This window comes from Flavobacterium sp. N1719 (genome assembly GCF_025947045.1).
Classification (GTDB): Bacteria; Bacteroidota; Bacteroidia; order Flavobacteriales; family Flavobacteriaceae; genus Flavobacterium; species Flavobacterium stagni.
Genome location: NZ_CP109993.1, coordinates 2,614,493 through 2,637,287, shown reverse-complemented (window position 1 = coordinate 2,637,287; position 22,795 = coordinate 2,614,493). Strand labels below are relative to the sequence as shown.

The window sequence follows — 22,795 nt, the reverse complement described above, 5'->3', positions numbered from 1 at the left end:
CTCTGTATACTTTATACTGTACACTGAACTCTGCCCCCTGAAACCGCGTGCAAAAGTACGCTATTTGTTCACTTCGACCAACGACAATAAAAAAAATCCAACAGCGGGGCTATTGGATTTTTATGTCTAAAAAGTTTTTTTAGAAGTTCGGACTCAAATTGTACTTCTTGTAGAAGTTGTCGAGGGCTTCCACCACTTCGTCTTCGGTGTCCACCACTTTGATTAAGTTCATGTCTTCGGGATTGGCATTGTGGTATTTCTCAATGATGACCGATTTAATCCAGTCGAGTAGTCCGGACCAGAATTCGGTACCCACCAAAATAATCGGGAACTTTCCAATTTTTTTCGTTTGAATCAAGGTAATCGCTTCAAATAATTCGTCCAACGTTCCGAATCCTCCGGGCATCACCACAAATCCTTGCGAATATTTGACAAACATCACTTTTCGTACAAAGAAATAATCAAAATTCAAGTTTTTATCCTTGTCGATATACGGATTGAAATGTTGCTCAAACGGCAATTCGATGTTTAAACCTACCGAAGTTCCGCCGCCACTATGCGCTCCTTTATTTCCCGCTTCCATAATACCGGGTCCGCCACCTGTAATCACACCGTAACCGGCTTTACTGATTTTGTAAGCAATGCGTTCGGCCAATAAATAGTACTGGTGATCCGGTTTGGTTCGCGCCGATCCAAAAATCGATACACAAGGACCAATGCGGGCCATGGTTTCGTAACCGTTTACGAATTCGGACATAATTTTGAAAATCGCCCAAGAATCGTTGGTGCGAATTTCGTTCCAGGTTTTTTGTTTTAGCTTATCCTGAATGCGTTCATCTTCATTTTTGTAATCGTCAAATGCCATATTGCTGAATGGGTTTTTATTTTATTCTTTTGGAGCTATTTCCGGTCTTCGCCAGTCGCTTCCCTTCGGGCGAGCTCCAACAATGGCTCAACCCGGGCTAAAAAAAAGCGTGCTAAGATACGACTTTATTTTGTTTAAGGAAGTGAAAATTTTAGACCTAAAAAAACCGGCCTTGCGACCGGTTCCCCTCTTTAACTATGGATTTACTAAAATCGCATAAATTTTCTTTCGAATTTGGTACTCATCCATCTCGTCGACTTGTGCGACTTGACGCTGTAAGGTTTGGAAAATTTCTTTGTACTGCTCGAGGTTGTCTAAATACAACCCTTCGTTTAGCGTAAAATCCAATTGCCAACCTAAAAATTCTAATAGCAATTGGCTGCTTCCATGTTGTTCCATCGCTTCAGAAATGGCATGAAAGATGTCTAAAAAATGCACAGCATCGCATTCCTCAAAAGGATCCAAAACGATGAACAACACATAGCCACATAGGTTTTTGTACTGCCCTTGTTTCAAGTCTTGTAAAATAGCCTTGAAATACGTTGTTTTGATCTTTTCCCGATGTTGACTGAACATATTGTACAGATGAACATTCATTTCAGGAAAAGGCGTGTAGTGCACGGGGTCCATTTTCTCCAGGAAATCCTGGGCCTTAACAATGAAATTGTGGTTAATTTCAAAATCCTTGTACGTCATAGTTTCTAAATTGGGGGCTTAGTAGAACAAACTTAAGAAAAGTTCTACAGTTTTGTAATACGACATTCTACGTATTTGTCCTATTTAACATTTGTTTTTTCACCCTATTTCAATAGGAAAAATACTATTTGGTTGTAAATCATTGGATTTGTTGACTTGGTTACTCAATATTTATTGTTGATAAAATATCTTAATAACTTTTATACGGCTTGGGTTAAACAAAATAGGGGACTTCTATTTTTGTAACCAACCAATAACTAACCAGCCAAATATGGGTGCTTTTGTCATCAGTAAACGACTTAATGGAGATTATAAATTCATATTTGCCTCACGCAGAGGGAAAACCGTGTTTACGAGTATCGCTTGTAAACATAAAGCGGATTGCGAAAGAATGATTGCCGGTATCAAAGAAAATACCGATTGGTTTACGTTTACTAAAATAAAAGCGAGTGGAGGAAAGTTGTTTTTTCGTTTGTCCAAAGACGGATTGGTATTGGCAACGAGCCGCAAGTTTACAACCGAACGCTTACTTCAAAAAGGGATTGATGAAATCGTGCGAAGTGTAGCTACCGCCGAAGTGTTGGATTTTTCTGAATTAGAAACGGTTTTTCCTACTGAAGAAGAAGTGTTTGGAATGCCTGAAGCGTCTTGATAACTTACTTCAAATAGGCAGGTCAAATCGACTGCCCAAACGTTAGAAGGTTGTGATCCGGATCCAATAACGAAAATTCCCGCTGTCCCCACGCTTTTGTTTCCAAAACACCATTCGGATGAATCGGCGTGTTTTTGGATAAGAATTCGTTGTATAACGCATCTATTGCTGTTGTACGAAGGTACAATTGGCCGTCATTTTCTTTGGGATTTAACGTCTCATGAAGAAAAAAATGGAGTTCATGGCCGTCGCGTTCCAGCATTAAATAATAGGGGTAAAAAGCATTTCCCAACTCCCGAAACCCCAACAATTGGGTATAAAAATCCAAGGTGACTTGGCGGTTTCGCATCGGGAGTTTGGAAATAACAGCTGTAATCATAATTTATGCATTTTCTTCGGTTTCCACTACTCGGAACGAAAATTTGAATCCTTCGTACATGGCGATTCCATAGAAAAGAAGATCAATCGGACTAAAGGCCTCCATCATCGCGTCGGGGATTAATCCAAAGTCAATAAAACTTAAGGCATCAAAATAGCCAACGCCTAATTCTTGAGCTACAAATCCGATTAAACTGAAAACATTCCCCAAAACACATCCTACTAAGGCGAGTAAAGCTCCCGTAATCCCGAATTTTAATTCCATCCCTTTTCCTAAAAAGCGATTCGCAAATCCGACCATGAGTCCGATCGCTAACGCCATATACCCAATTTGATGTTCGGTAGCTACAGTAACCACAGCCCATAAAATAGCGCCTACTAATGCGGCACCCAAAGCCCCTAAGGTTCCCATCAAATAATTTTGCTCTTGTTGTAAGGCTTCTAGATCAATTGTAGTTACCGCAGAAGTTTCTTGAGTTTCTTCAACGGATTGTATTTCTGTTACTTGACCTTGTAATTCATTTCCATTGTCAACAGTTTGTTCGTTTTGGTTTTCTTCCATGATTATAGTTTGATTATTGGTTAGCTTTCTATAGTTATACTGAGTATTTTTCCATTCTTGTCTACGGTAATGACCAATAGATAATCGGTTTGCTCGGGGTCTAAGGAATAATCAAAAACCGCATAATATTCCGGTGAATTGGGAAAAATACCGATGCGTTTTAAACGGGTCATTTTTAGAAATTGATCCGATTTCCCGTTCACGAGTTCGCTGTGAAATTCGAAATAATCCCTAATCATATTTTTGGTTCCCGATTGAATGTCCGTTTTGAATTGTTGACAAAATTGGTTGTCCCAAGTGTCTATTTGTGCGATAAAGGCGTTGATTTGCTGTAATTCTTCGGCATTGGTTTGGGGATTGTCAAAATAAATATCCAATACAATGGAGCGTTGATTGATAACCCAACTTCTTTGGTATTCCTGTTGATCCGGATGGGTGAAGTCTGCTTTTTCAAATCCTTTTACCAAAGGCAGTCCCGATTGCGCTTGTACTTGAAGTAGTAGCCAAAAAAAGAGAAAAGTCGTTTTGTGCATAGCCGCTGAATGGCGTTTAAATTATTTTCAATAAATATAAAAAAAAGGAATCAAAAACGATTCCTTGGTTTAAATTTTTATCAACTTCCCTTTTAGTATAGGGATCGAGTCACCGGGCAATTCCATTTGATAATACCAAAATGCATCTTGTTTTTTTACCAGTCGGATAAAGGGTTTGGGTTCTTTAAGTACATTTTCAGGCACATTTTCGGACGAGATAGGGAACGTATAACCCGGGATTCTGAAACAATGATCAGGGAGCCACTCTACGGTAGTTACTAGCGGACTACCGCCGTTGTAAAAGGTACATTTTTCGCCTGAAATCACTATTTTCAATTCGGGATTAATTTCATCGGCAGGTCCGTCATCGACGATTTGATAGGTGCCATTTTCAAGCCAAGCTGTTTGGGCAAATAGGATTCCCTGTGTGAAGAGCATATATAGAAGGGTAATTCGGAAAGTCATACGTTTTATATTATGAAAATATAACGCAAAATCCCAACGTAAATTGCTTAAGGAACAAACCGACCTACGGTGCGTTGACAATTCGTTTCGTTAGAAAAGTAGTTGGATTTTTGACAGGACAGTTCATACGAAGTGCCGTCGTATAATAGTTCGGGCGCGCAATTAGACACTCCCTCGCAAATAATAAAATTCGTTAATGCTTGGTAGGTAAAGTCATCGGAACTTCCCAACAAGATTTGATTTCCTTTTTGTACCAACCATTTGTAAAAGATGCGTTGTCCCTTTTCGGATTTCAATTCCAAAAACAAAAGCGATTCTTGAGACCGAGCATTTTTTTCTTCGGCTAAGGCAATTTGAGTGAAGGGAGACGAACTGGGTCCAACAAGAGTATTGATTTGTTCCCTCAAATCCGATTTGTTGACTTCCCAAATGAAATGTTGGTTTTCATCGAAATGACCGAGGACTAAAGGTTTTGATAAATCCAAAGTATTTTGTCCAGCGACCAACAAAGTGGCATGAATGAATAAAAGTAGGCACCATTTACGCATAGCCGTATGGGTTAAGTTAATTTCGTTCCACTTGCATCCATTCGTAAACTCCTAAAAGAAAAAGCCATATTGCCAATAGGAAAGCAACAAATCCATTGCGTGTGATGTTCAGTACAATCAACGCAATAATAGCCATGCCAATAATAACAGAAATGGTACCCGTCAAGGTGCGAATGTTAGGATTGGGTTTGAGACTGCGAATGTCTGAATATCCGCTGTATCCCAACAGCATGCAATACAGGAGGATAACTAAATTGGCAATAAATTCAAAGCTTAGTATTCCAGTTTCTAACGTAAATAGGCTATACATGCTTCCAAGTCCGGCAATTGCTAGAAGGAATTTTGTGATGATCCAAAACAAAAAAGTCTGATGATAAAAATGCTTCATGGCTTTTAACCGTACAATCGGAATTGTTCATTTTTGTAACTGCAAAATTAAACTTTTTTTAATGTAATCGGAATGGAATTGCGTATTTCCTAGATGTCATTTCGCATTTTTAAACTTGTTGTTAAAAAATTTGAATCGATTTTTAATTTTTGTTAAAGGATTGCTTTTAAAGTCGCTATAAAATTGGATTGCTGGTCAATAAAAACACTATGCGAACATTGTGACCAATAATACAGCTGTTTCTCAGGTAAGAGTTGTTCCAGTTTTTTAATTTGTGCCGCTGAATACAACCCGTCTTCTTGTCCATAAAATCCGTAAACAGGCATTTTTTTCTCCACCAATTGCTTGATGTTTTCTGTTAAATCAAAGGTTGTATACTGATCATTTTTAGCAAATCCTAAAGGCGCCTCTTGGGTCATTTGTCCGCCCCATTTCACCAATTCCGGTTGCGTTTTCATTTTGGCATACAGCGCCTTTGCTTCGTCGGTGGGTTGTTTCGGACTGTAGAATCCGTTCCTCATGGCATGCATAAAACAGTAGGAGGCATACATCATGGAGGTTTTGTCCATTTCTTGTAAAAGTCCCAAGTACTTTAAATTGGATAGATCATTCTTGGTTTCATAAATGATTTTGCAACGCGCAATAATTTGGGTAAACGATTCTTGCAAGGATATAGGCGCTCCAATTAATACCACCGAATGCACCAATTCGGGATGAATACGCGCAAATTTGACGGCAAGAATTCCCCCAAAACTATGCCCGAGTAAATGGACTTTTGAAACCTTGTATTGCTCCATGATTGTTTGAATGTCAGCACCCGCTTCGGCTAACGAATACTCGGCATTGGAATCGGTACTACGCCCTTCGCCCCGCCGGTCATAGACAATCACATAAAACCCTTGGTCGGCTAAACGTTGGGCAGTAGTAAATTCAAAACTCGCACTGTTGTATCCGGGACCGCCGTGCAAAAACAACAACGGTTTATCTTGTGGATTGCCAAAGGCTTTGGAATAGAGGCTTTGGGCGTTTACATTGAGTAAGCCTAAAATAAAGCAAAAAAAGAATGATTTCATTAGGTTGATTTTATAACGAATATACGTTTTAAATATCATTTATAAAACCTTTTACACGACTGATCACTTCCTCCGGCACTTCTTTATGCGGATTGTGTTGCACCCTCGGAATCAGCCACGCTTGGGCAGGTCCCGAACAGCAAATGACAATCGTTTCGACTTGTTTTGGGGTGCCAAATTCATCGTCTTCCCCTTGTATAATGAGTGCGGGACAAGTGATTTGGGGTAAAAAGTCCGTGATGTCCCAATCCCGAAAGGTAGGTGCTAACCAGGTTTCAGTCCACGCTTTTACCATGGCATCGGTATTTGGTCCGTGGTATTTGGCCAAGCGCTGGGGCAAGTCGGTAGTGCTATAGGCTTCTTTTGCAGCCCGAATGCCGGCTAAGGTAACTTCTTCTACAAATACATGCGCTCCTTCAGTAATGATGGCTTGTATGCGTTCGGGAAATAAGGCTGCTGTTAGCAAAGCAATGGAGCCCCCATCACTGTGTCCAAAGAGTATCGCTTTCTCGATGTTGTGTTGGATTAATAGGTCGTTTAACACCGCCGCTTCGGGTTCTAAATACTGTTTGTCCCGCACTGGATTGGCAAACGGTCCTGATTTCCCATAACCCAAACGGTCGTATAACAAATAATTGCATTGGGTCGCCGCCGCCAATCGCTCTGGAAAATCCCGCCACAATTCGACACATCCCAACGAATCGTGCAAAAACACGAGGGTAGGACGGTTGGGGAAGGGGGAGTGGATGCGGTAGTTTAACAAATTTTGAATTATGAGTTTTGAATGATGAAATAGTGCTAGGATATAACTTTTTGATGGATTTGCTCTAAGTTGTCATCTCGATCGTCCAAATAAATTGAATTGTGCGTTTTTTCTAGCTTTGTAAGGACTTGATGCATGAATTTTAATTCAAATTCAGATAAAGTTCCTGATACAATTTCAGTCACCAATTGCATATTTGGCATGACTTGTAATAATTCAGACTTTCCAAGAGGGGTAAGTCGTAAATAGACATTTTTTTTGTTGATTTCATTTTTATATTCTTCCACTAATCCTCGCTCACGTAATCGTTTTATTATTTCAGTACCACTCGTTTTTTCAGTAATTGTCTTTGCAAACAATGCCGATTTGGTGAGGTCAGGTGTCATGATTAGGGTGATTAGAAATGCAAACTCATCAACCGTTTGGATTTTGGAGTGAACTAACGCCTTTTTGATGTATAATCGCGCATACTTGTAAAGGTATGTTAGAAGAATGAGCAAATCTCTTTTATCTTTATTTTCATTTTCCATTACCAAATCCGGTTGTTCAAAATCACTTTGCATCAACGGGCCAATCGGTTGAGACTCCCTATACTTAATTTGAAGAAATGCGGCAAATGCCTCCGGTGTAAAGGTTGTTATACCTGAATCGCCTTGAGTAAATTCAAAAAAATCATCCAATAAATGGTGAAGTAATTCGGGTGCTTTCATACTAACAAAGATAGTTTTTATACGTAAACAAACAAAAAATAACGTTAAAATAATTTAATAAGACGTAAATGTACTATATTTGTCAAAAAATAATTCAAAAACATACAATTTATGCGATTACTTATTTACTTATTCATGTTCTTATTAGGTAGTCAATGGCTACTAGCGCAAGAGACGGGAGTACTTTCGGGTAAAGTTACTGGTCCAGTAGGTGAGCCTTTGGCTGGAGTTACCATAGTTTTGGATAACACCTCTTTTCAGGTTTTAACCGATGCCGAAGGAAATTTTCAATTAAAAGCAATTCCCCCTGGAACTTATAATTTGACGGCTACTTTAAACGGGTATGAAGCACAAACTCTTTTTCGCATCATTATTCAAACCTTTGGTAATCCGGAACTTTCCATTAGTTTGCAACGGGTAGCGGTTCAGTTGGAGCAGGTAGTTATTTCTAGTTCTAAACTCAAGCGTACCAAGGAGACACCTATATCAATTCAATCCTTGTCGGGAGTTGAAATTGCAAATTACCCAGGTTCTAACAATGATGTTGTTCGTGTAGCACAATCTTTACCAGGCGTTTCTCCCTCTCCGGGTGGTTTTCGCAATGATTTAATTTTGCGTGGGGGTGCACCCAATGAATCTGTTTATTATTTGGACGGTATGGAAATCCCAAATATTAATCACTTCAGCACACAAGGAAGTGCAGGAGGTCCGGTAGGAATTCTCAATGTTTCTTTTATTGATGATGTTTCACTATCTACATCCGCTTTTGGCGCACAATACGATAATCCACTTTCTGGAGTTTTACAGTTCAAACAACGCAATGGTAATGCTTCACAATTGAAGACCAATATTCGAGTGAGTGCTTCCGAAACTGCGCTTACCATGGAGGGGCCTTTATGGAAAAGAGACAAAGAGAAAAGCAATACTACTTTTTTAGCCTCGGTACGCCGAAGTTATCTCCAATTTTTATTTGAAGCTATTGGATTGCCCATTCGCCCCAATTACTGGGATTATCAATACAAAGTGACTCACAAGCTTAATGATTACAATGAATTATCGGTTTCAGGGGTGGGTTCAATTGATTCCTTTTCTTTGGAAGCCGATGGTGACTTAAGTCCGAGTGAGCAAGCTATATTTGATCAATCGCCCTTTATCAATCAGCGAACCAATACAATGGGAATTTCATGGAAACGCCGATTTGCCGAAAAGAAAGGGTTCTCTTTGACGACCTTGTCGCAAAATTATTTCAAAAATGGATTTGTAATTTATGAAAATACGGCCACAAAAACAGGAATTATTTTGGATAATCAAGCCACTGAAAAAGAACTAAAGTTACGCCATGAGACTACTTTTTACTGGAATAATTGGAAGTTGAATACAGGTTTCAATATACAGCGTTCTGATTATACAAACTCAACTTTTGACCGTAATCAAGGCCAATATTCAACAGCGATTGATTTTTACAAGTATGGTGTGTTTGGGAATGCTAGTACCACTTTGGCGAGTGGTGTCTGGGATGTTTCATTGGGATTTCGTCTCGATGATGATACTTTTTTGTCGTCTGAATTATGGGAAACTTTTTCGCCACGAATCGCTACGTCTGTTCGTTTAGGGAGCGGATGGCGTTTTAATGCAACATGGGGGAATTATTTTAAAATTTTACCCTACACCGTATTAGGGTATCGAGATACAAATGGAGCTTTAACCAATGCTAATGGTCGTTATACCCAGAGTATGCATTGGGTAACGGGTCTTGAAAAATCATTGGGAAAAGCGGCCAAAGTAAGTCTAGAAGCATTTTATAAACGCTACAAAGATTATCCAATATCGCTTACCGATGGCGTGTCATTAGCGAATAAAGGCGGCGGATTTGAAGTATTGGGAAATGAGGCAATTTCCACCACAGGAACAGGTCGTTCGTACGGGGTTGAGTTACTTTTTCAACAAAAATTTGAGAAAAACTTCTTCGCTATCGCATCCTATACATTTTTTTATAGCGAGTTTACAGGTTTAACGGATACCTATTTGCCCTCAGTTTGGGATAGTCGTCATTTATTCTCGTTAACTTCGGGTTATAAATTTAAACGCAATTGGGAAGTGAGTATGCGAAATCGTTTTGCTGGACGTACTCCTTTTGTACCCGTTAATCGCCAAGAAACCCTTGCTGCATATCCTGAAATTATTTTGGATTACAATCGATTGGGTACCGAAAAATTAGCTGTATTTAATCAACTAGATATTCGAATTGATAAAAAATGGAGTTTTAAATCGTTTGCTTTGAATGTTTTTATTGATATCGAAAATGTTCTCGGTCAACGAATTCCACAAGTTCCGCAATTTGGACTGGAACGTAACGCAGATTCCTCTATTGTTGAACCCCGAAATCTATTACAAATAGATAACTCCAACCGAAATATTATTCCTACGCTTGGACTTGTCGCTAATTTTTAATCAAAAAAAAAGTAATGAATATGCCCTAAAGTTAGCCGTGCTTTAGGGCGTATTTATTTCATAAAGGTCACAGCAACAATCTTCCCGTCTTTGACTTCATAAATGGCAACGCCGCTAAAGGTTGTTGTGTTGTATTGCACGGATTCTTCATCGATAATGCGATTGCCGCTTACAATTCGTTTAACCACAGTACAATGCAAGGTTTTAGCGTTGTTGAAAAACTGGGCATACTGCTCCCGCATTTTAGCTTTGCCTTCCACATCCAAGGTGTGGGGGAAGGTGTATATTTTAACATCATCACTGTAACAATCCATGAATGCATCGAGGTTCTTTTGGTTGTAGGCTTCGACTTGTTTTTGAACGATTTGCTCTGCCGTTTGTGCACTACCTAGGGCACTTACGAATAAGCATAACAGGAATAGTTTTTTCATCGGTTTGTTATTTTAGTTCTTTTGCTAAAAAGCGTGCGGTATGACTTTTTTTGTTTTTACTGACTTCTTCAGGAGTACCGACACACAAGATTTGACCGCCGCCTTTCCCGCCTTCGGGTCCGACGTCGATGATGTGATCGGCCAATTTGATGACATCCAAATTATGTTCGATAATCAACACCGTATTGCCTTTGTCGACCAACTTCTGAATGACTTCCATCAACACACGAATGTCTTCAAAGTGCAAGCCTGTGGTGGGTTCGTCCATGATATAGAATGTATTGCCCGTATCTTTTTTGGACAATTCGGTTGCCAATTTGATGCGTTGGGCTTCGCCACCCGAAAGGGTCGTACTTTGTTGTCCTAAAGTGATGTACCCCAATCCCACGTCTTGAATCGTTTTGATTTTTCGGTAGATTTTCGGAATGTTTTCAAAGAAATCCACCGCTTCATCGACCGTCATATTCAATACATCGGAAATGGATTTTCCTTTGTAGCGAATTTCCAAGGTTTCCCGATTAAAGCGTTTGCCTTGGCAGGTTTCGCATTCGACATAGACATCGGGTAGGAAACTCATTTCGATGGTGCGTACTCCCGATCCTTCGCAGGTTTCACAACGACCTCCGGATACGTTGAAACTGAAACGGCCAGCTTTATAACCGCGAATCATCGCTTCGGGGGTTTGGGTGAACAGGGAACGTATTTCTGAAAACACGTCGGTGTAGGTCGCAGGATTGGAGCGTGGGGTGCGGCCAATCGGACTTTGATCTATGTCGATGACTTTGTCTACCTGTTCGAGCCCTTCAATTTTTTTGTAGGGCATCGGACGCTTCACGCCATCGTAAATATGGGCATTGAGAATAGGGTAGAGCGTTTCGTTGATTAAAGTTGATTTTCCACTGCCTGAAACTCCGGTCACGCAAATCAGTTTCCCTAACGGAAATTCAGCGGTCACGTTTTTCAAATTGTTGCCTGTAGCGCCTACCAATTTAATCGTTTTACCACTGCCTTCCCGACGTTTTTTGGGCACTTCGATGGCCATTTTTCCGTTTAAGTACTGTGCGGTAATGGTGGTTTCGTTCAACAATTCGTTGGGTGAACCTTTGCTGATGATTTGTCCCCCAAAACGTCCGGCCTTGGGTCCGATGTCAATCACATAATCGGCTTCCACAATCATGTCTTTGTCGTGTTCGACCACCAAAACGGAATTCCCGATATCGCGCAAGCTTTTCAAGGAATTGATCAAACGTTCGTTATCGCGTTGGTGGAGTCCAATACTGGGTTCGTCCAAGATATACAACACGCCCACCAATTGCGAACCGATTTGGGTCGCCAAGCGAATACGTTGTGCTTCACCGCCGGAGAGCGATTTCGAACTGCGGTGTAAGGATAGATAATTGAGTCCGACGTCCATTAAGAATTTCAAGCGATCGTTGATTTCTTTCAGGATTTCGGTGGCGATGGTTTTTTGTTTGTTCGAAAGGGTTTCTGGTAAATCGAGAAACCAAGTTGTGAGGTCGGCGACATCCATGGTGGATAAGTCGGCGATATTTTTCTCGTTGATTTTGAAATAGAGCGCTTCTTTTTTCAAGCGCGCACCTTGACACTCCGGACAGGAAATTTCGTCCATAAAATCTTTGGCCCAACGTTTTAGCGAGGTCGATTGCGCATCGTCGTGTTGGTTTTTGATGAATGCCGCGATGCCTTCAAACTCGATTTTGTATTCTTTGGTGACACCTGCTGCTTTGGCATTTACGGTAAACCGTTCGTTGCCGCCATTGAGGATCATGTCCATGGCTTCTTCGGAAATCTTTTCGATGGGGTCGGTGAGTTTGAATCCAAATTTTTCACCGATGGCTTCCAGTTGTTTGAACATCCACGACGATTTGTATTCGCCTAGTGGTGCTAAACCGCCTTTGGCAATTGATAGTCGCGCATCGGGGATGATTTTTCTAAGGTTGATTTCGTTGACCGTCCCGAGTCCGTTGCAATGCGGACAAGCGCCTTTGGGCGAGTTGAACGAAAACAGATTGGGTTCGGGGTTTTGGTAGGAGATGCCTGTGGTGGGACACATGAGGGTGCGGCTAAAAAAGCGCACTTCGTTTTCGTCTTGCTCGATGACCATCATTACGTCTTCGCCGTGGTACATGGCGGTTTTGATGCTTTCGGTGAGGCGTTTGTGGGTATCGTCGTCGTTGGCGGGCACCATGCGGTCGATGACGATTTCGATATCGTGGGTTTTGTAGCGGTCGAGTTTCATCCCGGGGGTAATGTCTTTGATTTCCCCGTTGACGCGAACTTTTACAAAGCCTTGTTTGGCGATTTGTTGGAACAGTTCGGCATAATGTCCTTTACGCGCCCGAATGACCGGCGCGAGGATGTTGATGCGTTTTCCTAGAAACTGTTCGATGATGAGGTTTTTGATTTGCTCGTCGGAATAGGACACCATTTTTTCACCCGTATTATAACTGTAGGCTTCTCCCGCACGGGCAAAGAGCAGGCGGAGGAAGTCGTAGATTTCGGTGATGGTCCCCACGGTGGAGCGGGGCGATTTGCTCGTCGTTTTTTGTTCGATGGCGATGACAGGAGAGAGTCCGTCGATTTTATCCACATCGGGACGCTCGAGTCCGCCCAAGAACTGCCGAGCATAAGCCGAAAAAGTTTCGATATAGCGGCGTTGGCCTTCGGCGTAAATGGTGTCAAAGGCGAGGGATGATTTCCCCGAGCCGGAGAGTCCGGTAATGACCACGAGTTGTTCGCGTGGAATGGTGATGTCGATGTTTTTGAGGTTGTGCGCGCGGGCGCCTATGACTTCGATAAATTCGAGTTGTTCGCTCATGATTTTTTGGGAAAAAGCAAAGGTAAGGAATTTGGTTGAGGGTTGAAAGTTGCTGGTTGTCGGTTGTCGGTTGTCGGTTCTGTTGATGGTTGTCGGTCTTGAAACTTCGGGAAAGGTTTGGAATTTGGGATTTGGAATTTGAGATTTGGTCCCGATACTTCGGGAGGGATTTGAAATTTGAAATTTGAAATTTGAGATTTGGAATTTGAGATTTGGAATTTGAGATTTGGTCCCGTTACTTCGGGAGGGATTTGAAATTTGAGATTTGGAATTTGGAATTTGGAATTTTGAACCCTAGTTGATTTTTAGCCCCGATAGAGGCATTGTTGGAGCTCTTGGAGCGCAGCGGAAAAGCGACTGCCGAAAGCGGGAAGAGGGTTGATAGCAATTGCAAACGTTTGCTCCAAAAAAAGAAATAGGAGCGAGTTATAAAATGCGGTTTTTACTATATTTGGCTTTTACTTTTTAACTAGAAACACCATGAAATTATTAGGTATCGGTTCACGAATTAAGCACGCGGCGCACGGTTTGGGCGTAGTGACAAATGTAACGTCAAAGCATTATTGGGTAACGTTTATGGACAGTGGTCTAGAAACCATTGACTTGGATGAGTCCGTTGAAGTGATTGAAGCGGTTGATGGCGAAGTGGATACGGTGAGTTTTTATGAGGTGGAAAAAGTGATGAAGAATTTGTTGCAACGTTGGAGCGACTTGACGCCGGCTGTTGCGATTGCCGATAAATGGAAAGGCGGGAAGTTGGTGATGGAACCGGGCACACCAACCCAAAGTAAGGAAGTGCCGATTGATACGTTTTTTCACAAGATTGTGATGGTGCGCGACCGTCTGCGGGTTATGGAGCAAAAAATCAACGCGAGTAACCTTGACGACGCCGAGAAAGTGGAATTACAGCAATACATCACCCGTATTTACGGCAGTTTGACCACGTTTAATGTGCTGTTTAAGAGTCAGAGCGATTATTTTGTAGGGGAGAAGACGAAGTAGCAATGATCAGTAATCAGTAATCAGTGTTGAGTGATCAGTAATTAGTGATTAGTGATTAGTGATCAGTAATCAGAATTCAGTGAGTGGTAACGTTTTGCAGCTTGTGTAGTTGGCGATAATGCGAAACGATTATTTCCTTTTAAGATTAACGTTTTTGCTACGCACGGTTTGTTTCATTCGGGGCGTGTAAACTTAACTTCAACTTTGCACACTCGAGCCATAGCGGCTTTAGACTTTTTGCTCAGTTTTATAGTAATGTTGCAAAATTAAATTTATTGTAGTCTATCAAATCTTTTAAGATATCTCCTCGTGCTGAAATGATTGTATTACCCTTCTGTAAATAGGTTCCAATTATGCCGTGCTTCTCTGTGGCCAATACAATCAAATCTAATTCTTTACCTCCAAAAGGATCACTGAGCTCGATTATTTTTTCTATTCTAAATATTTTGACATTGATGTTACTATTGACGTGTATAGTATTCTCAAGAATACATTTGAAATTTTTAGTAAAATCTTTACTTTTAATAATTATCGTCCTGAATTCATTCTTTTTACATTTAAAATCCAAGAAAACAAATTCCTGAGCATTTACATCTAAAAACTTTAGGTAAAATTGATGATTATCAATTCTCGCTATTTGTTTTACAGATTCAATTTTTGAGGATATTCTAAACTGAAAACCGAAACCAAATGAACCATCAGCAAATATAGTGTCAGGATGAAATGGGTTTTCTTTTTCATAACCTCGAGGCCAGTTTTCGATACGATCATTTTTCTTTGAACAGCTAGCGATTACTACTACGAAAATGAAAATTGAAAAAACCTTTAATTTCATGGATTAAAAATTTGAAATGGGTAGGGGTGAACGTCTCGCGGCTTTGCGCTGTAACTGATTTTCAAGCTAAATGTAATTAGAAATTTTGATGATCGGAGTATTTTCCGAGAAAGATGCACGAGCTATAGCGCAAAACTGATGTTAGTAGAGGTTTTATTGTTTCATAAACTTAATGTGATTTGGAAATAATCTAGCCGTTTTATTAAATCGCAATTTTTGGTCTTCAATATCCCAAATTAATTCATTGTTATTATAAGTTAAATCAACATTGCAGACATTTCCACAACTCCAAATTTCTGTTATTTCTGAAAAAAAACACTGTAGTTCTATTAAGGTTGTTTTATTTATTTAATTCTTACAGATAGGATTGGCTGAAAAGGTTATTGCTTTATAAGACAAAATTTAAAAAAATATTACAGTAGTTATAATTGCAACTCATTTTTTTATTTGTGCTTAATTTCGCAGTCTAGCGAATGGTTAGATTTAGAGCAATAATCATTCATTTTATACTAAAAAAGGTATTGAGTATAATTTCTCTTATTAAGCCACTAATCTTTTACAATCTTTGTTCTGACTATTTCTTTGTCGGTGTAAACTTTGAGAATATAATTACCAGACCTTAATTGACTTAAATCAACTTTGTTTTCATGAACTGAATTAGAACTTAGTATTCTACCTGTAGTATCATAAATCTCAACTTTTAATATACGATTTGATGTTTTAAAGCTTAGTATATCTTTAACGGGGTTTGGATAAGTTATTATTTCATTATTATTATCGATTTCATGAACCCCTAATGTGTTTTGAATTGTAGTTATGTAATTGTTGGTAATTATAGGGAAATTGTAGTCAAAATAGATATTCGCTGAATTACTAAAAGTGTCACCAACTACTAAATTTGAATTTGTTTTAATTTTGAAAGAAACATATCCATCATTATTTGCGTCATCAAATGGTAGATTTATATTCTGGAAAATAAATTCTACATTATTTGTATTTGATATTTTAGTTTCAAAATTATGACTGCCACTTATTGGAATAAGAGAATTGATGTCAAATTTATTCAAGTTTATTATATCTTTTACAACAATATTTTGAGCATTTGCTGTTCCATTGTTTTCAAATCGGATCAAATAATGAACATATTCACCAATTTTATTTGTAGTAATCGATGTTCCCTCTAAACAAGTTTTATCATTCGGGTCGTATGAATTCACAACCGTTTGGTTCAAAACTATATTGTTATCATTCGGAAATTCATCTGTTTGCCCATTAATGGAAGCAGCATAATTTAAAACGTTACCACTCAATAATGGAGGTGTTTCGGTAGGTGAATTTAAGTTAAATGTAATATTAATCTCTCTACTTTCAAATGGTGAAAGGTTTGTAAAGGTCCAATTTAAATTACCTGTTGATTGACTTGAAATAGAATATTGACTTGAAACGAAATCCAATACATCATCATTAAATGTTAGATTGATTGTACCTGATTGAATTGTATTTCCTTTGTTTTTATAGATTAATTTAAAAATGGCGTCAAAACCAGGTCTCGCTTGATTAATTGGAAGAAATACAATTTCTAAATCGTTGTGATTTCCATTTGCTGCAATACAAAAATCTTGATTATAAGGACTTACAGCAGTTGGAAAACTTACATTAAAAGAGTTGGGTTGGACTGTAAAATAAGTTGGGTTTTCTAAAACTGGGGTAATTGTGTGAGTCCCAGCTTGAACAGGTAAATTAAATAATCCTAAACTATTTGTTATAAAACTACCAGTGATAGTGCCATTCGTAATTGTACATTTGAAATTTGGATAAATGATATCATTATTGTCACAGCCATTATTGTTACTGTCAAATTTGCTATCACCTTGTATTGTGTAAAATACTCCACCCGGTGTAAATGAACAATAGGAGTTTACTTGACAATTATTAATATTATAATCATTATTTAGACTGTTTATCAAGCTTATTTCATTTTCATCCGCACATATATATGATAAATTAGGGTTGTTTGAGTAATTGAAAAATACACTATTGTTAATTACACTACCATTTTTTACGTTCAAATTTATCAAATTATTTCCTGTACAAAATAATTGTTGTAAGTTATGGCAATCGGATACATCAAGTTCACTTAATAGGTTGTTCAACAATCCAATAATTGTCAAATTGATACAGTTATCTAAATTGATACTTGTTAATAAATTAGAATTGCTTCTCAAAAGGTCTAAGTTACTTAAATTACTCAAATCTAAACTTGAAATTTGATTATTATCACAATCAATTTCTTTTAAATTAATGCAATTTGAAACATTCAAACTTGTTAACTGGTTGTTGTAACAGTATAGCTTTTCTAAACTTATACAGCCTGTTAAGTTTATATTGGTTAATGAACTATTAACACAACTTAAGTATTTTAAATTTGATAGACCGCTTAGATTTAATGATGAGGCTTGATTTGATGAAATTTCTAGCTTTATTAGATTTTGTAAACTAGTAAGATTATGATTTGTGATAGGATTATTATTACAAGTTAAAACTTTTAAATTACTGAAATATTCTATACCTGAGAGATTAGTAATATTAGAATAATAAATATTTAAAAATTGAATATTTAATGCTTCTGTGATTTGAATTTCACCATCGTCATTTACATCAATTTTGCAATAACCATTTGGATTTAAAGTTGATAGGTTTGAATTGACTTGAGTATTATTTGAGGCTATGTTTGTGTTGCTATTTGCGGCTAATAATTTTGCTTTGAAATTAGCATCTGGAAAATTGATAATTTGAGCATAACTTAACCCTGAAAAAGCAAGAAGTATAAAAAAGATTTTTGATTTCATTTTGCTTGGAATTATTTTTTGAAAGTTTAAGTGGTGATGTTAGATAATTGAAGTGTAAGTGAAGAGCACTTAAACTTGATTTTTATTTAGATATGCAACGATAGAATGATTTTCTGCTTTACTCATTCACCCCAATTTTGTGTTTTTTCAGTATCGAATTAAACAGTTCCAATTGATTGGCTTCTTTCATGGCTTTATAAATCATACTGATGACGCGTTCGGCATCGGTACGGTAGGCTGAGTTTTGTTCTGAATAGAGAACAAGGGCCTGACACATATTGTCTAACGCTTTTTCTTGATCGTTTAAATTACTGTGGTAAATTAATCCAATGCCATAAAACACTTCGGGGTTGTTGGGGGTGATTTTGGACAATCGTTCATAGGCTTTTATGGCTTTTTTGTATTCTCCTTTATAACCATAAGCGATTGCAATGTTTTGAAGAGGCATTGTACCGTTGGGGTCAATTTTTAAAGATTTTTCATAGGCCTCAATGGCTTCGTTGTATTTGTTTAATCGGCGGTAACAAATTCCCATATTGTCATAAGCAAAGGCAAACTTGGGATCAAAAACCACTGCTTTTTCATAATTTACAATTGCTGCTTGAAAGTCGCCTTTTTGGGTTTCCTCCAATCCTTTTCGGTAGAATTTCATGGCTTCCTCATTACGCGATAATGAATATTCACTCAAGCGGTCATTGATAGCCAGTTTGGTTTTTAATGCAGGACAATGGTCCATTAAATACTCTTGTAATTCATAATAATACTTCTTGTAAGTCTCCGAATTGGTATTGGTGTTAATCTCAACATTCGTTGATTTCTCACCCGACTTTTCCGCTTGTTTTTGAGCATCTGATAGTTTGACGATCATTTGATAAGCCATTACTTTGTCGTCAATACAGGCTTTGATTTCAGCGTTTATACTGTCCCTGGATTTGCTGCCTGTTTGAATACTGTCAATGCATTTACAAATTCCATCCCCCGTACTTTTTTTGAAGTCGATATTCAAGTCGGATAGCTTAACTTCTTTACTTTTTTCATCTTGCGCAAAGGCCGCAATAGTAGTCAATAACACTAAGGTAAGTGTGTAAATAAGGCGTAACATAGGCGAATAATTTTGGTGAATATACGAATTTTTTGGAAAAAGGGGGTGAGTGTGAAGAGTGTAAAAGTGTATAAGTGTAAAGAGTGAAAAGGGTGTATGTGTGTAGCGCGTGTAAAAGTTGAAAACGATTTTGTTTTACGCACCCCTAATTCATAATTCAAAACTCATAATTCCTAATTACTCTATCACCATTCCTTTTAATGTCAGTCGGTAGGTTTCCAGCAAATCGCATTTGTTTACGATACCGTAGTATTTTCCGGATTTAAGAACAATTAGGGTGTTTTGTTGGGCGGCATCAAATTTATCCATAATCAATTCCATACCGTCGTCGTGATTTAACACCGTTTCCACCGGTTGCATCCATTCTTCGATGGAGCCAAATTTTACCCGGTAGGCATTGAAAATAAAGGATTTTAAGTGGTTGATATCCAAGACGCCGATGACTTTGTTTTTGTCGTCCAACACCGGGAACAGGGGTTGTTGGGTGGATTGTAAGGCTTGAATAACATCCTCCACGGAATCGGTCAGTTGGAAGGTTTTGGATTCTAACTGTACATGGGATAAAAAATCTATACTCAACAAGACATTTTTATCTTTATCCCCCGTAAACACTTCGCCTTTGTCGGCCAAGGCTTTCACGTCCATGGAATGTTTTTCAAATTTTCGGGAAACGGCAAAACTGATGGAAGAAACCATCATCAGCGGGACCATCAAGTCGTAACCGCCTGTGATTTCTCCAATCAAGAAAATCGAGGTAAGCGGCGCATGAAACAATCCACTTAAAATACCCGCCATACCCACCATGGTGAAGTTGGCCACAGGTAAATGGGAATTGATACCCGTGAGGTCCATGATTTTCACCACCACAAATCCCAAATACGATCCCACAAAAAGGGAAGGCGCAAAATTTCCGCCATTTCCTCCGGAGCCCAGTGTGAGTCCGGTAGCCAACGACTTTAGAAAAACGATGATACCCACAAACCCGAGCAATACCCATTCTTTGGATTTGAAGGGTTCGAGTAAAGTGTTGTCCAACAAACTTTCTGGATGTGCGGTTGATAGGGTTTTGATGCTTTCGTATCCTTCTCCAAATAGAGTGGGAAAGAAGAAAATGAGTAGGGCTAAGAGTAGTGCCCCGACAAAAGCACGGCGGTAGGAATTGAGTCTGTAACGGGTGAAAAAATGTTCGACCCGTCTAAAGTTCCGCGCGTGATACACCGAAACCAATCCTGAGGCTAACCCCAAAAGAATGTAATACGGTATATTGTGGTAATCAAACGGCTTGATGTCTTTAAAACTCAGTAAGATGTCCTGACTCAACAAAATATTCGACACCAAAGCGCCCGTGGCTGCAGAGATCATAATCGGGATAAAGGCCGAAATACTCACGTCGGTTAACACTACCTCAATGGCAAACAAAACGCCGGCAATGGGTGCGTTGAAGGCAGCGCCAATTCCGGCCGCAACACCACAAGCCAACAATAGAATACGGTCTTTTTGGGACAAGCGGTATTTCTGGGCGTAGTTTGAACCAAAAGCAGCTCCGGTAATGGTAATCGGACTCTCCAACCCTGCAGAGCCCCCGAGTCCGACGGTGAGCGAACTCGTAACGATTTGCGCATACATTTGTTTGCGGGGCATAATCCCGCCTTTTTTGGCAACTGCATAAAGGATGCGCGAACTTCCTTTTTCGATGGATCCGTCTAAGAATTTACGAATGACAATGACCGTAAGTAGGATTCCGATAATTGGGAAAATACTATTGGCATACGGCAATTTGAGGTATTGATTAACGTAATTGGCAAAGAGAAAAACGTTGTGGGCGAAGTTTTTCAGGATGATTACTGCCAAAGCGCAGGAAACCGCTACGGCTACACTGGAAAGGTAGATGAAATTACGTTCCGAAAGGACGGCTTTCGCCATGAAGAACACGGTCTCCAAGCGTCGCATACCTTTGCGTAAGCCCACTAAAACTGTTGCCGTTTTCCGGTTGCCCATACCTTATATTTGAATGGCAAAGGTACTCTTTTTCTTTGGGAACAAAAAAGGGAACCGAAGCTCCCTTTTGATTCTTTTTATTTCAATCGAAGTGTGGTATTGGTAAAAGGAATTCGGTTCTTTGGCGTAAAAATTAACTCAGGATAAGTGTTAATGACTATATCATAGCTCCCTTCTTTTTGTATTCTTTTAATTTCGATGACCCCCACATCCTCCGTAAATACAAAGGGTTTGTCTGTTGCAACCGATTGAAGTCCGTTAGTGATCAAGTAAAACAACTTGTTTTTTTCAATCGGGGTGTTGTCGATGTACACAAAGTCCTCGTAACTGCAAACGAGTGTGGGAAAATTTACCCCTGTGATGTAATAAATACTTCCACGAATCGTGATTGAGTTGGTGGAATGATCGGTTGTACAATTTATTTTTTCAAGATAATTTCCTTTTTTTTCAAAGGAATAGATTTTGATTTTTTCGACCGGAAATTTCCAATCGAATTGGAGAGTGAGGTTCAGTTCACTCGAACCCGAGGCTTGTCCATAACCTAGCGAGCATAGGAAAAGCAACATTAATAGCGCCTGTTTTTTCATGCTTTTCATTATAAATTCAACAATTTAATGTCACCCGCAGGGGTCACGATATAATAGCGGTTGTTGCGAATGATGGTGTTTTTCGGCAATTGGTCTTCTTTTAATTTAATGCGAATGGTTAAGTCGTAAAACGCTTGAATCGAAGGTTCGGCCACGTCGCCATTGATCACAAAATTGTGGTCTTTCATTAAGGCCGGATTGTAATATTCGGTGGTGTTTTTCTTGATGTCGTTCACTTGACTCTTCGGATCAAAGTTGGAAGAAGCTTGAGAATAGGCCGTGTAATTGCGGTAACTTTCCATGGGGTAGGTCACGTTGAATCCTTCTTGAATGGTTTTCTCTTTTTTGGTGAGGTCCATATTCATGAGGGAGGAATAATTCGCGGTCATTTCTTTGAATTGTTCCAAGGCTTTGCGCTGCATTTGGGTGCGAATTTGGTCAAAATTAACCGTCACATAATCCACTTTGGCCAAGTCATAGATTTCATTTTTTCCACAAATGGACATAATTTTATCCATGTCGCGACTGGTTCGAAAACGGATAATGAGGTTCTTTTTTAATTCAAATCCGGCCGGTTTTTCATTGTAGGTTTTTGGATTAAAGATTTTCTTTTCTACGGCATATTCATAGGTGGGGACAAACGAAATCATGTCGGTCATCACCACTATGTCTTTGCTGTAGGCGTCCAATTCTTTGATCACATTGTTGATGCGCTCGTCCATGAGGTTGGTGGCTTCTTCGGCTGATTTTCCCAGTTGTAATACGCTGAAGGTGGCAACTTGTGTCGTGGCTTTTTCATTGTAAATGCCTTTGATAACAATTACCATTTCGTTTTCACTACTCGAAGTGGTTTGAAGTGTGTTCACCCGATTCACAGTATAATTGTTGTTGTGGTAGTTGGCATTGCCTTTTTGAAGTTCGTAGTTGGCATTGCCCGAAGATTCGGTATAGTTGGCATTTCCTGAATGTTGTGCCGAAAGCATAAATGTTGTGCCTAATGCAGCGGCTAAAATTACTTTTGTGTTCATAGGATATTGATTTTTAAAATTTGATGAACCAAAATTAGTC

At 39.1% G+C, this 22,795-nt stretch carries 22 protein-coding genes; 3 read left to right on the top strand and 19 right to left on the bottom strand.

What is annotated here, in order from left to right; all coding sequences use genetic code 11:
• Positions 1-139: 139 nt before the first annotated feature.
• Both OLM45_RS11300 and OLM45_RS11295 read right to left on the bottom strand, forming a co-directional pair.
• Complete coding sequence (locus OLM45_RS11300) at positions 140-865, bottom strand: TIGR00730 family Rossman fold protein (protein WP_264510225.1); 726 nt, start codon at positions 863-865, stop codon at positions 140-142.
• 195 nt (positions 866-1,060) lie between these two features.
• Positions 1,061-1,561, bottom strand: coding sequence for a hypothetical protein (locus OLM45_RS11295; RefSeq protein WP_264510223.1), 501 nt, complete (start codon positions 1,559-1,561; stop codon positions 1,061-1,063).
• A gap of 271 nt (positions 1,562-1,832) precedes the next feature.
• Here OLM45_RS11295 and OLM45_RS11290 point away from each other — a divergent pair, with 271 nt between their 5' ends.
• Positions 1,833-2,213, top strand: a complete 381-nt coding sequence (locus OLM45_RS11290) for a YegP family protein (RefSeq protein WP_264510222.1) — start codon at positions 1,833-1,835, stop codon at positions 2,211-2,213.
• Between the two features lie 22 nt (positions 2,214-2,235).
• Here the strand turns inward: OLM45_RS11290 and OLM45_RS11285 are convergent, their stop codons facing one another.
• The 9 genes from OLM45_RS11285 to OLM45_RS11245 form a co-directional block, all read right to left on the bottom strand.
• Positions 2,236-2,592, bottom strand: a complete 357-nt coding sequence (locus tag OLM45_RS11285; RefSeq protein WP_264510220.1) for a bleomycin resistance protein — start codon at positions 2,590-2,592, stop codon at positions 2,236-2,238.
• Between the two features lie 3 nt (positions 2,593-2,595).
• Positions 2,596-3,153 carry a hypothetical protein gene (locus tag OLM45_RS11280; RefSeq protein ID WP_264510218.1) on the bottom strand — a complete coding sequence of 186 codons (558 nt, stop codon included), beginning with the start codon at positions 3,151-3,153 and terminating at the stop codon, positions 2,596-2,598.
• A 20-nt stretch (positions 3,154-3,173) separates the two neighbouring features.
• A complete protein-coding gene (locus OLM45_RS11275) occupies positions 3,174-3,686 on the bottom strand; it encodes a DUF2004 domain-containing protein (RefSeq protein WP_264510216.1) in 513 nt (170 codons plus the stop codon).
• A 69-nt stretch (positions 3,687-3,755) separates the two neighbouring features.
• Positions 3,756-4,151 (bottom strand): hypothetical protein, encoded by a 396-nt coding sequence (locus OLM45_RS11270; protein WP_264510214.1) that lies wholly within the window; start codon positions 4,149-4,151, stop codon positions 3,756-3,758.
• Between the two features lie 47 nt (positions 4,152-4,198).
• The gene (locus OLM45_RS11265) at positions 4,199-4,699 is read right to left on the bottom strand and encodes a hypothetical protein (RefSeq protein WP_264510212.1); all 501 of its coding nucleotides are present in this window, start codon (positions 4,697-4,699) and stop codon (positions 4,199-4,201) included.
• 16 nt (positions 4,700-4,715) lie between these two features.
• Positions 4,716-5,087, bottom strand: a complete 372-nt coding sequence (locus OLM45_RS11260; RefSeq protein ID WP_264510210.1) for a hypothetical protein — start codon at positions 5,085-5,087, stop codon at positions 4,716-4,718.
• A 152-nt stretch (positions 5,088-5,239) separates the two neighbouring features.
• Positions 5,240-6,160, bottom strand: coding sequence for an alpha/beta fold hydrolase (locus tag OLM45_RS11255; RefSeq protein WP_264510208.1), 921 nt, complete (start codon positions 6,158-6,160; stop codon positions 5,240-5,242).
• Positions 6,161-6,188: 28 nt separating this feature from the next.
• Positions 6,189-6,923, bottom strand: a complete 735-nt coding sequence (locus OLM45_RS11250) for an alpha/beta fold hydrolase (protein ID WP_264510206.1) — start codon at positions 6,921-6,923, stop codon at positions 6,189-6,191.
• Between the two features lie 35 nt (positions 6,924-6,958).
• Positions 6,959-7,633 (bottom strand): MarR family winged helix-turn-helix transcriptional regulator, encoded by a 675-nt coding sequence (locus tag OLM45_RS11245; RefSeq protein ID WP_264510204.1) that lies wholly within the window; start codon positions 7,631-7,633, stop codon positions 6,959-6,961.
• Between the two features lie 111 nt (positions 7,634-7,744).
• Between OLM45_RS11245 and OLM45_RS11240 the strand changes: the two genes are divergently transcribed.
• Positions 7,745-10,084, top strand: a complete 2,340-nt coding sequence (locus tag OLM45_RS11240; RefSeq protein ID WP_264510202.1) for a TonB-dependent receptor — start codon at positions 7,745-7,747, stop codon at positions 10,082-10,084.
• 53 nt (positions 10,085-10,137) lie between these two features.
• On the opposite strand, the gene OLM45_RS11235 is transcribed toward OLM45_RS11240, so the two are convergent.
• Together OLM45_RS11235 and uvrA are read right to left on the bottom strand one after the other, a co-directional pair.
• Entirely contained in the window at positions 10,138-10,515 is a 378-nt protein-coding gene (locus tag OLM45_RS11235; RefSeq protein WP_264510200.1) for a nuclear transport factor 2 family protein, read from the bottom strand.
• Positions 10,516-10,522: 7 nt separating this feature from the next.
• The gene (gene uvrA / locus OLM45_RS11230; RefSeq protein WP_264510198.1) at positions 10,523-13,354 is read right to left on the bottom strand and encodes an excinuclease ABC subunit UvrA; all 2,832 of its coding nucleotides are present in this window, start codon (positions 13,352-13,354) and stop codon (positions 10,523-10,525) included.
• 480 nt (positions 13,355-13,834) lie between these two features.
• Here uvrA and OLM45_RS11225 point away from each other — a divergent pair, with 480 nt between their 5' ends.
• Positions 13,835-14,356 (top strand): hypothetical protein, encoded by a 522-nt coding sequence (locus OLM45_RS11225; protein WP_264510196.1) that lies wholly within the window; start codon positions 13,835-13,837, stop codon positions 14,354-14,356.
• 247 nt (positions 14,357-14,603) lie between these two features.
• Here OLM45_RS11225 and OLM45_RS11220 read toward each other — a convergent pair whose 3' ends face one another.
• From OLM45_RS11220 to OLM45_RS11195, 6 genes are all read right to left on the bottom strand, one after another.
• A complete protein-coding gene (locus OLM45_RS11220; RefSeq protein WP_264510194.1) occupies positions 14,604-15,191 on the bottom strand; it encodes a hypothetical protein in 588 nt (195 codons plus the stop codon).
• 548 nt (positions 15,192-15,739) lie between these two features.
• The gene (locus tag OLM45_RS11215) at positions 15,740-18,040 is read right to left on the bottom strand and encodes a T9SS type A sorting domain-containing protein (protein ID WP_264510192.1); all 2,301 of its coding nucleotides are present in this window, start codon (positions 18,038-18,040) and stop codon (positions 15,740-15,742) included.
• A 118-nt stretch (positions 18,041-18,158) separates the two neighbouring features.
• Positions 18,159-19,142, bottom strand: a complete 984-nt coding sequence (locus OLM45_RS11210; protein ID WP_264510190.1) for a tetratricopeptide repeat protein — start codon at positions 19,140-19,142, stop codon at positions 18,159-18,161.
• 177 nt (positions 19,143-19,319) lie between these two features.
• On the bottom strand, positions 19,320-21,140 hold the full coding sequence (locus OLM45_RS11205) for a chloride channel protein (protein WP_264510188.1): 1,821 nt from the start codon (positions 21,138-21,140) through the stop codon (positions 19,320-19,322).
• 77 nt (positions 21,141-21,217) lie between these two features.
• The gene (locus tag OLM45_RS11200) at positions 21,218-21,727 is read right to left on the bottom strand and encodes a hypothetical protein (RefSeq protein WP_264510186.1); all 510 of its coding nucleotides are present in this window, start codon (positions 21,725-21,727) and stop codon (positions 21,218-21,220) included.
• An 8-nt stretch (positions 21,728-21,735) separates the two neighbouring features.
• Positions 21,736-22,755: an SIMPL domain-containing protein gene (locus OLM45_RS11195; protein WP_264510184.1), complete on the bottom strand. Its 1,020-nt coding sequence runs from the start codon at positions 22,753-22,755 to the stop codon at positions 21,736-21,738.
• Between the last annotated feature and the right edge of the window lie 40 nt (positions 22,756-22,795).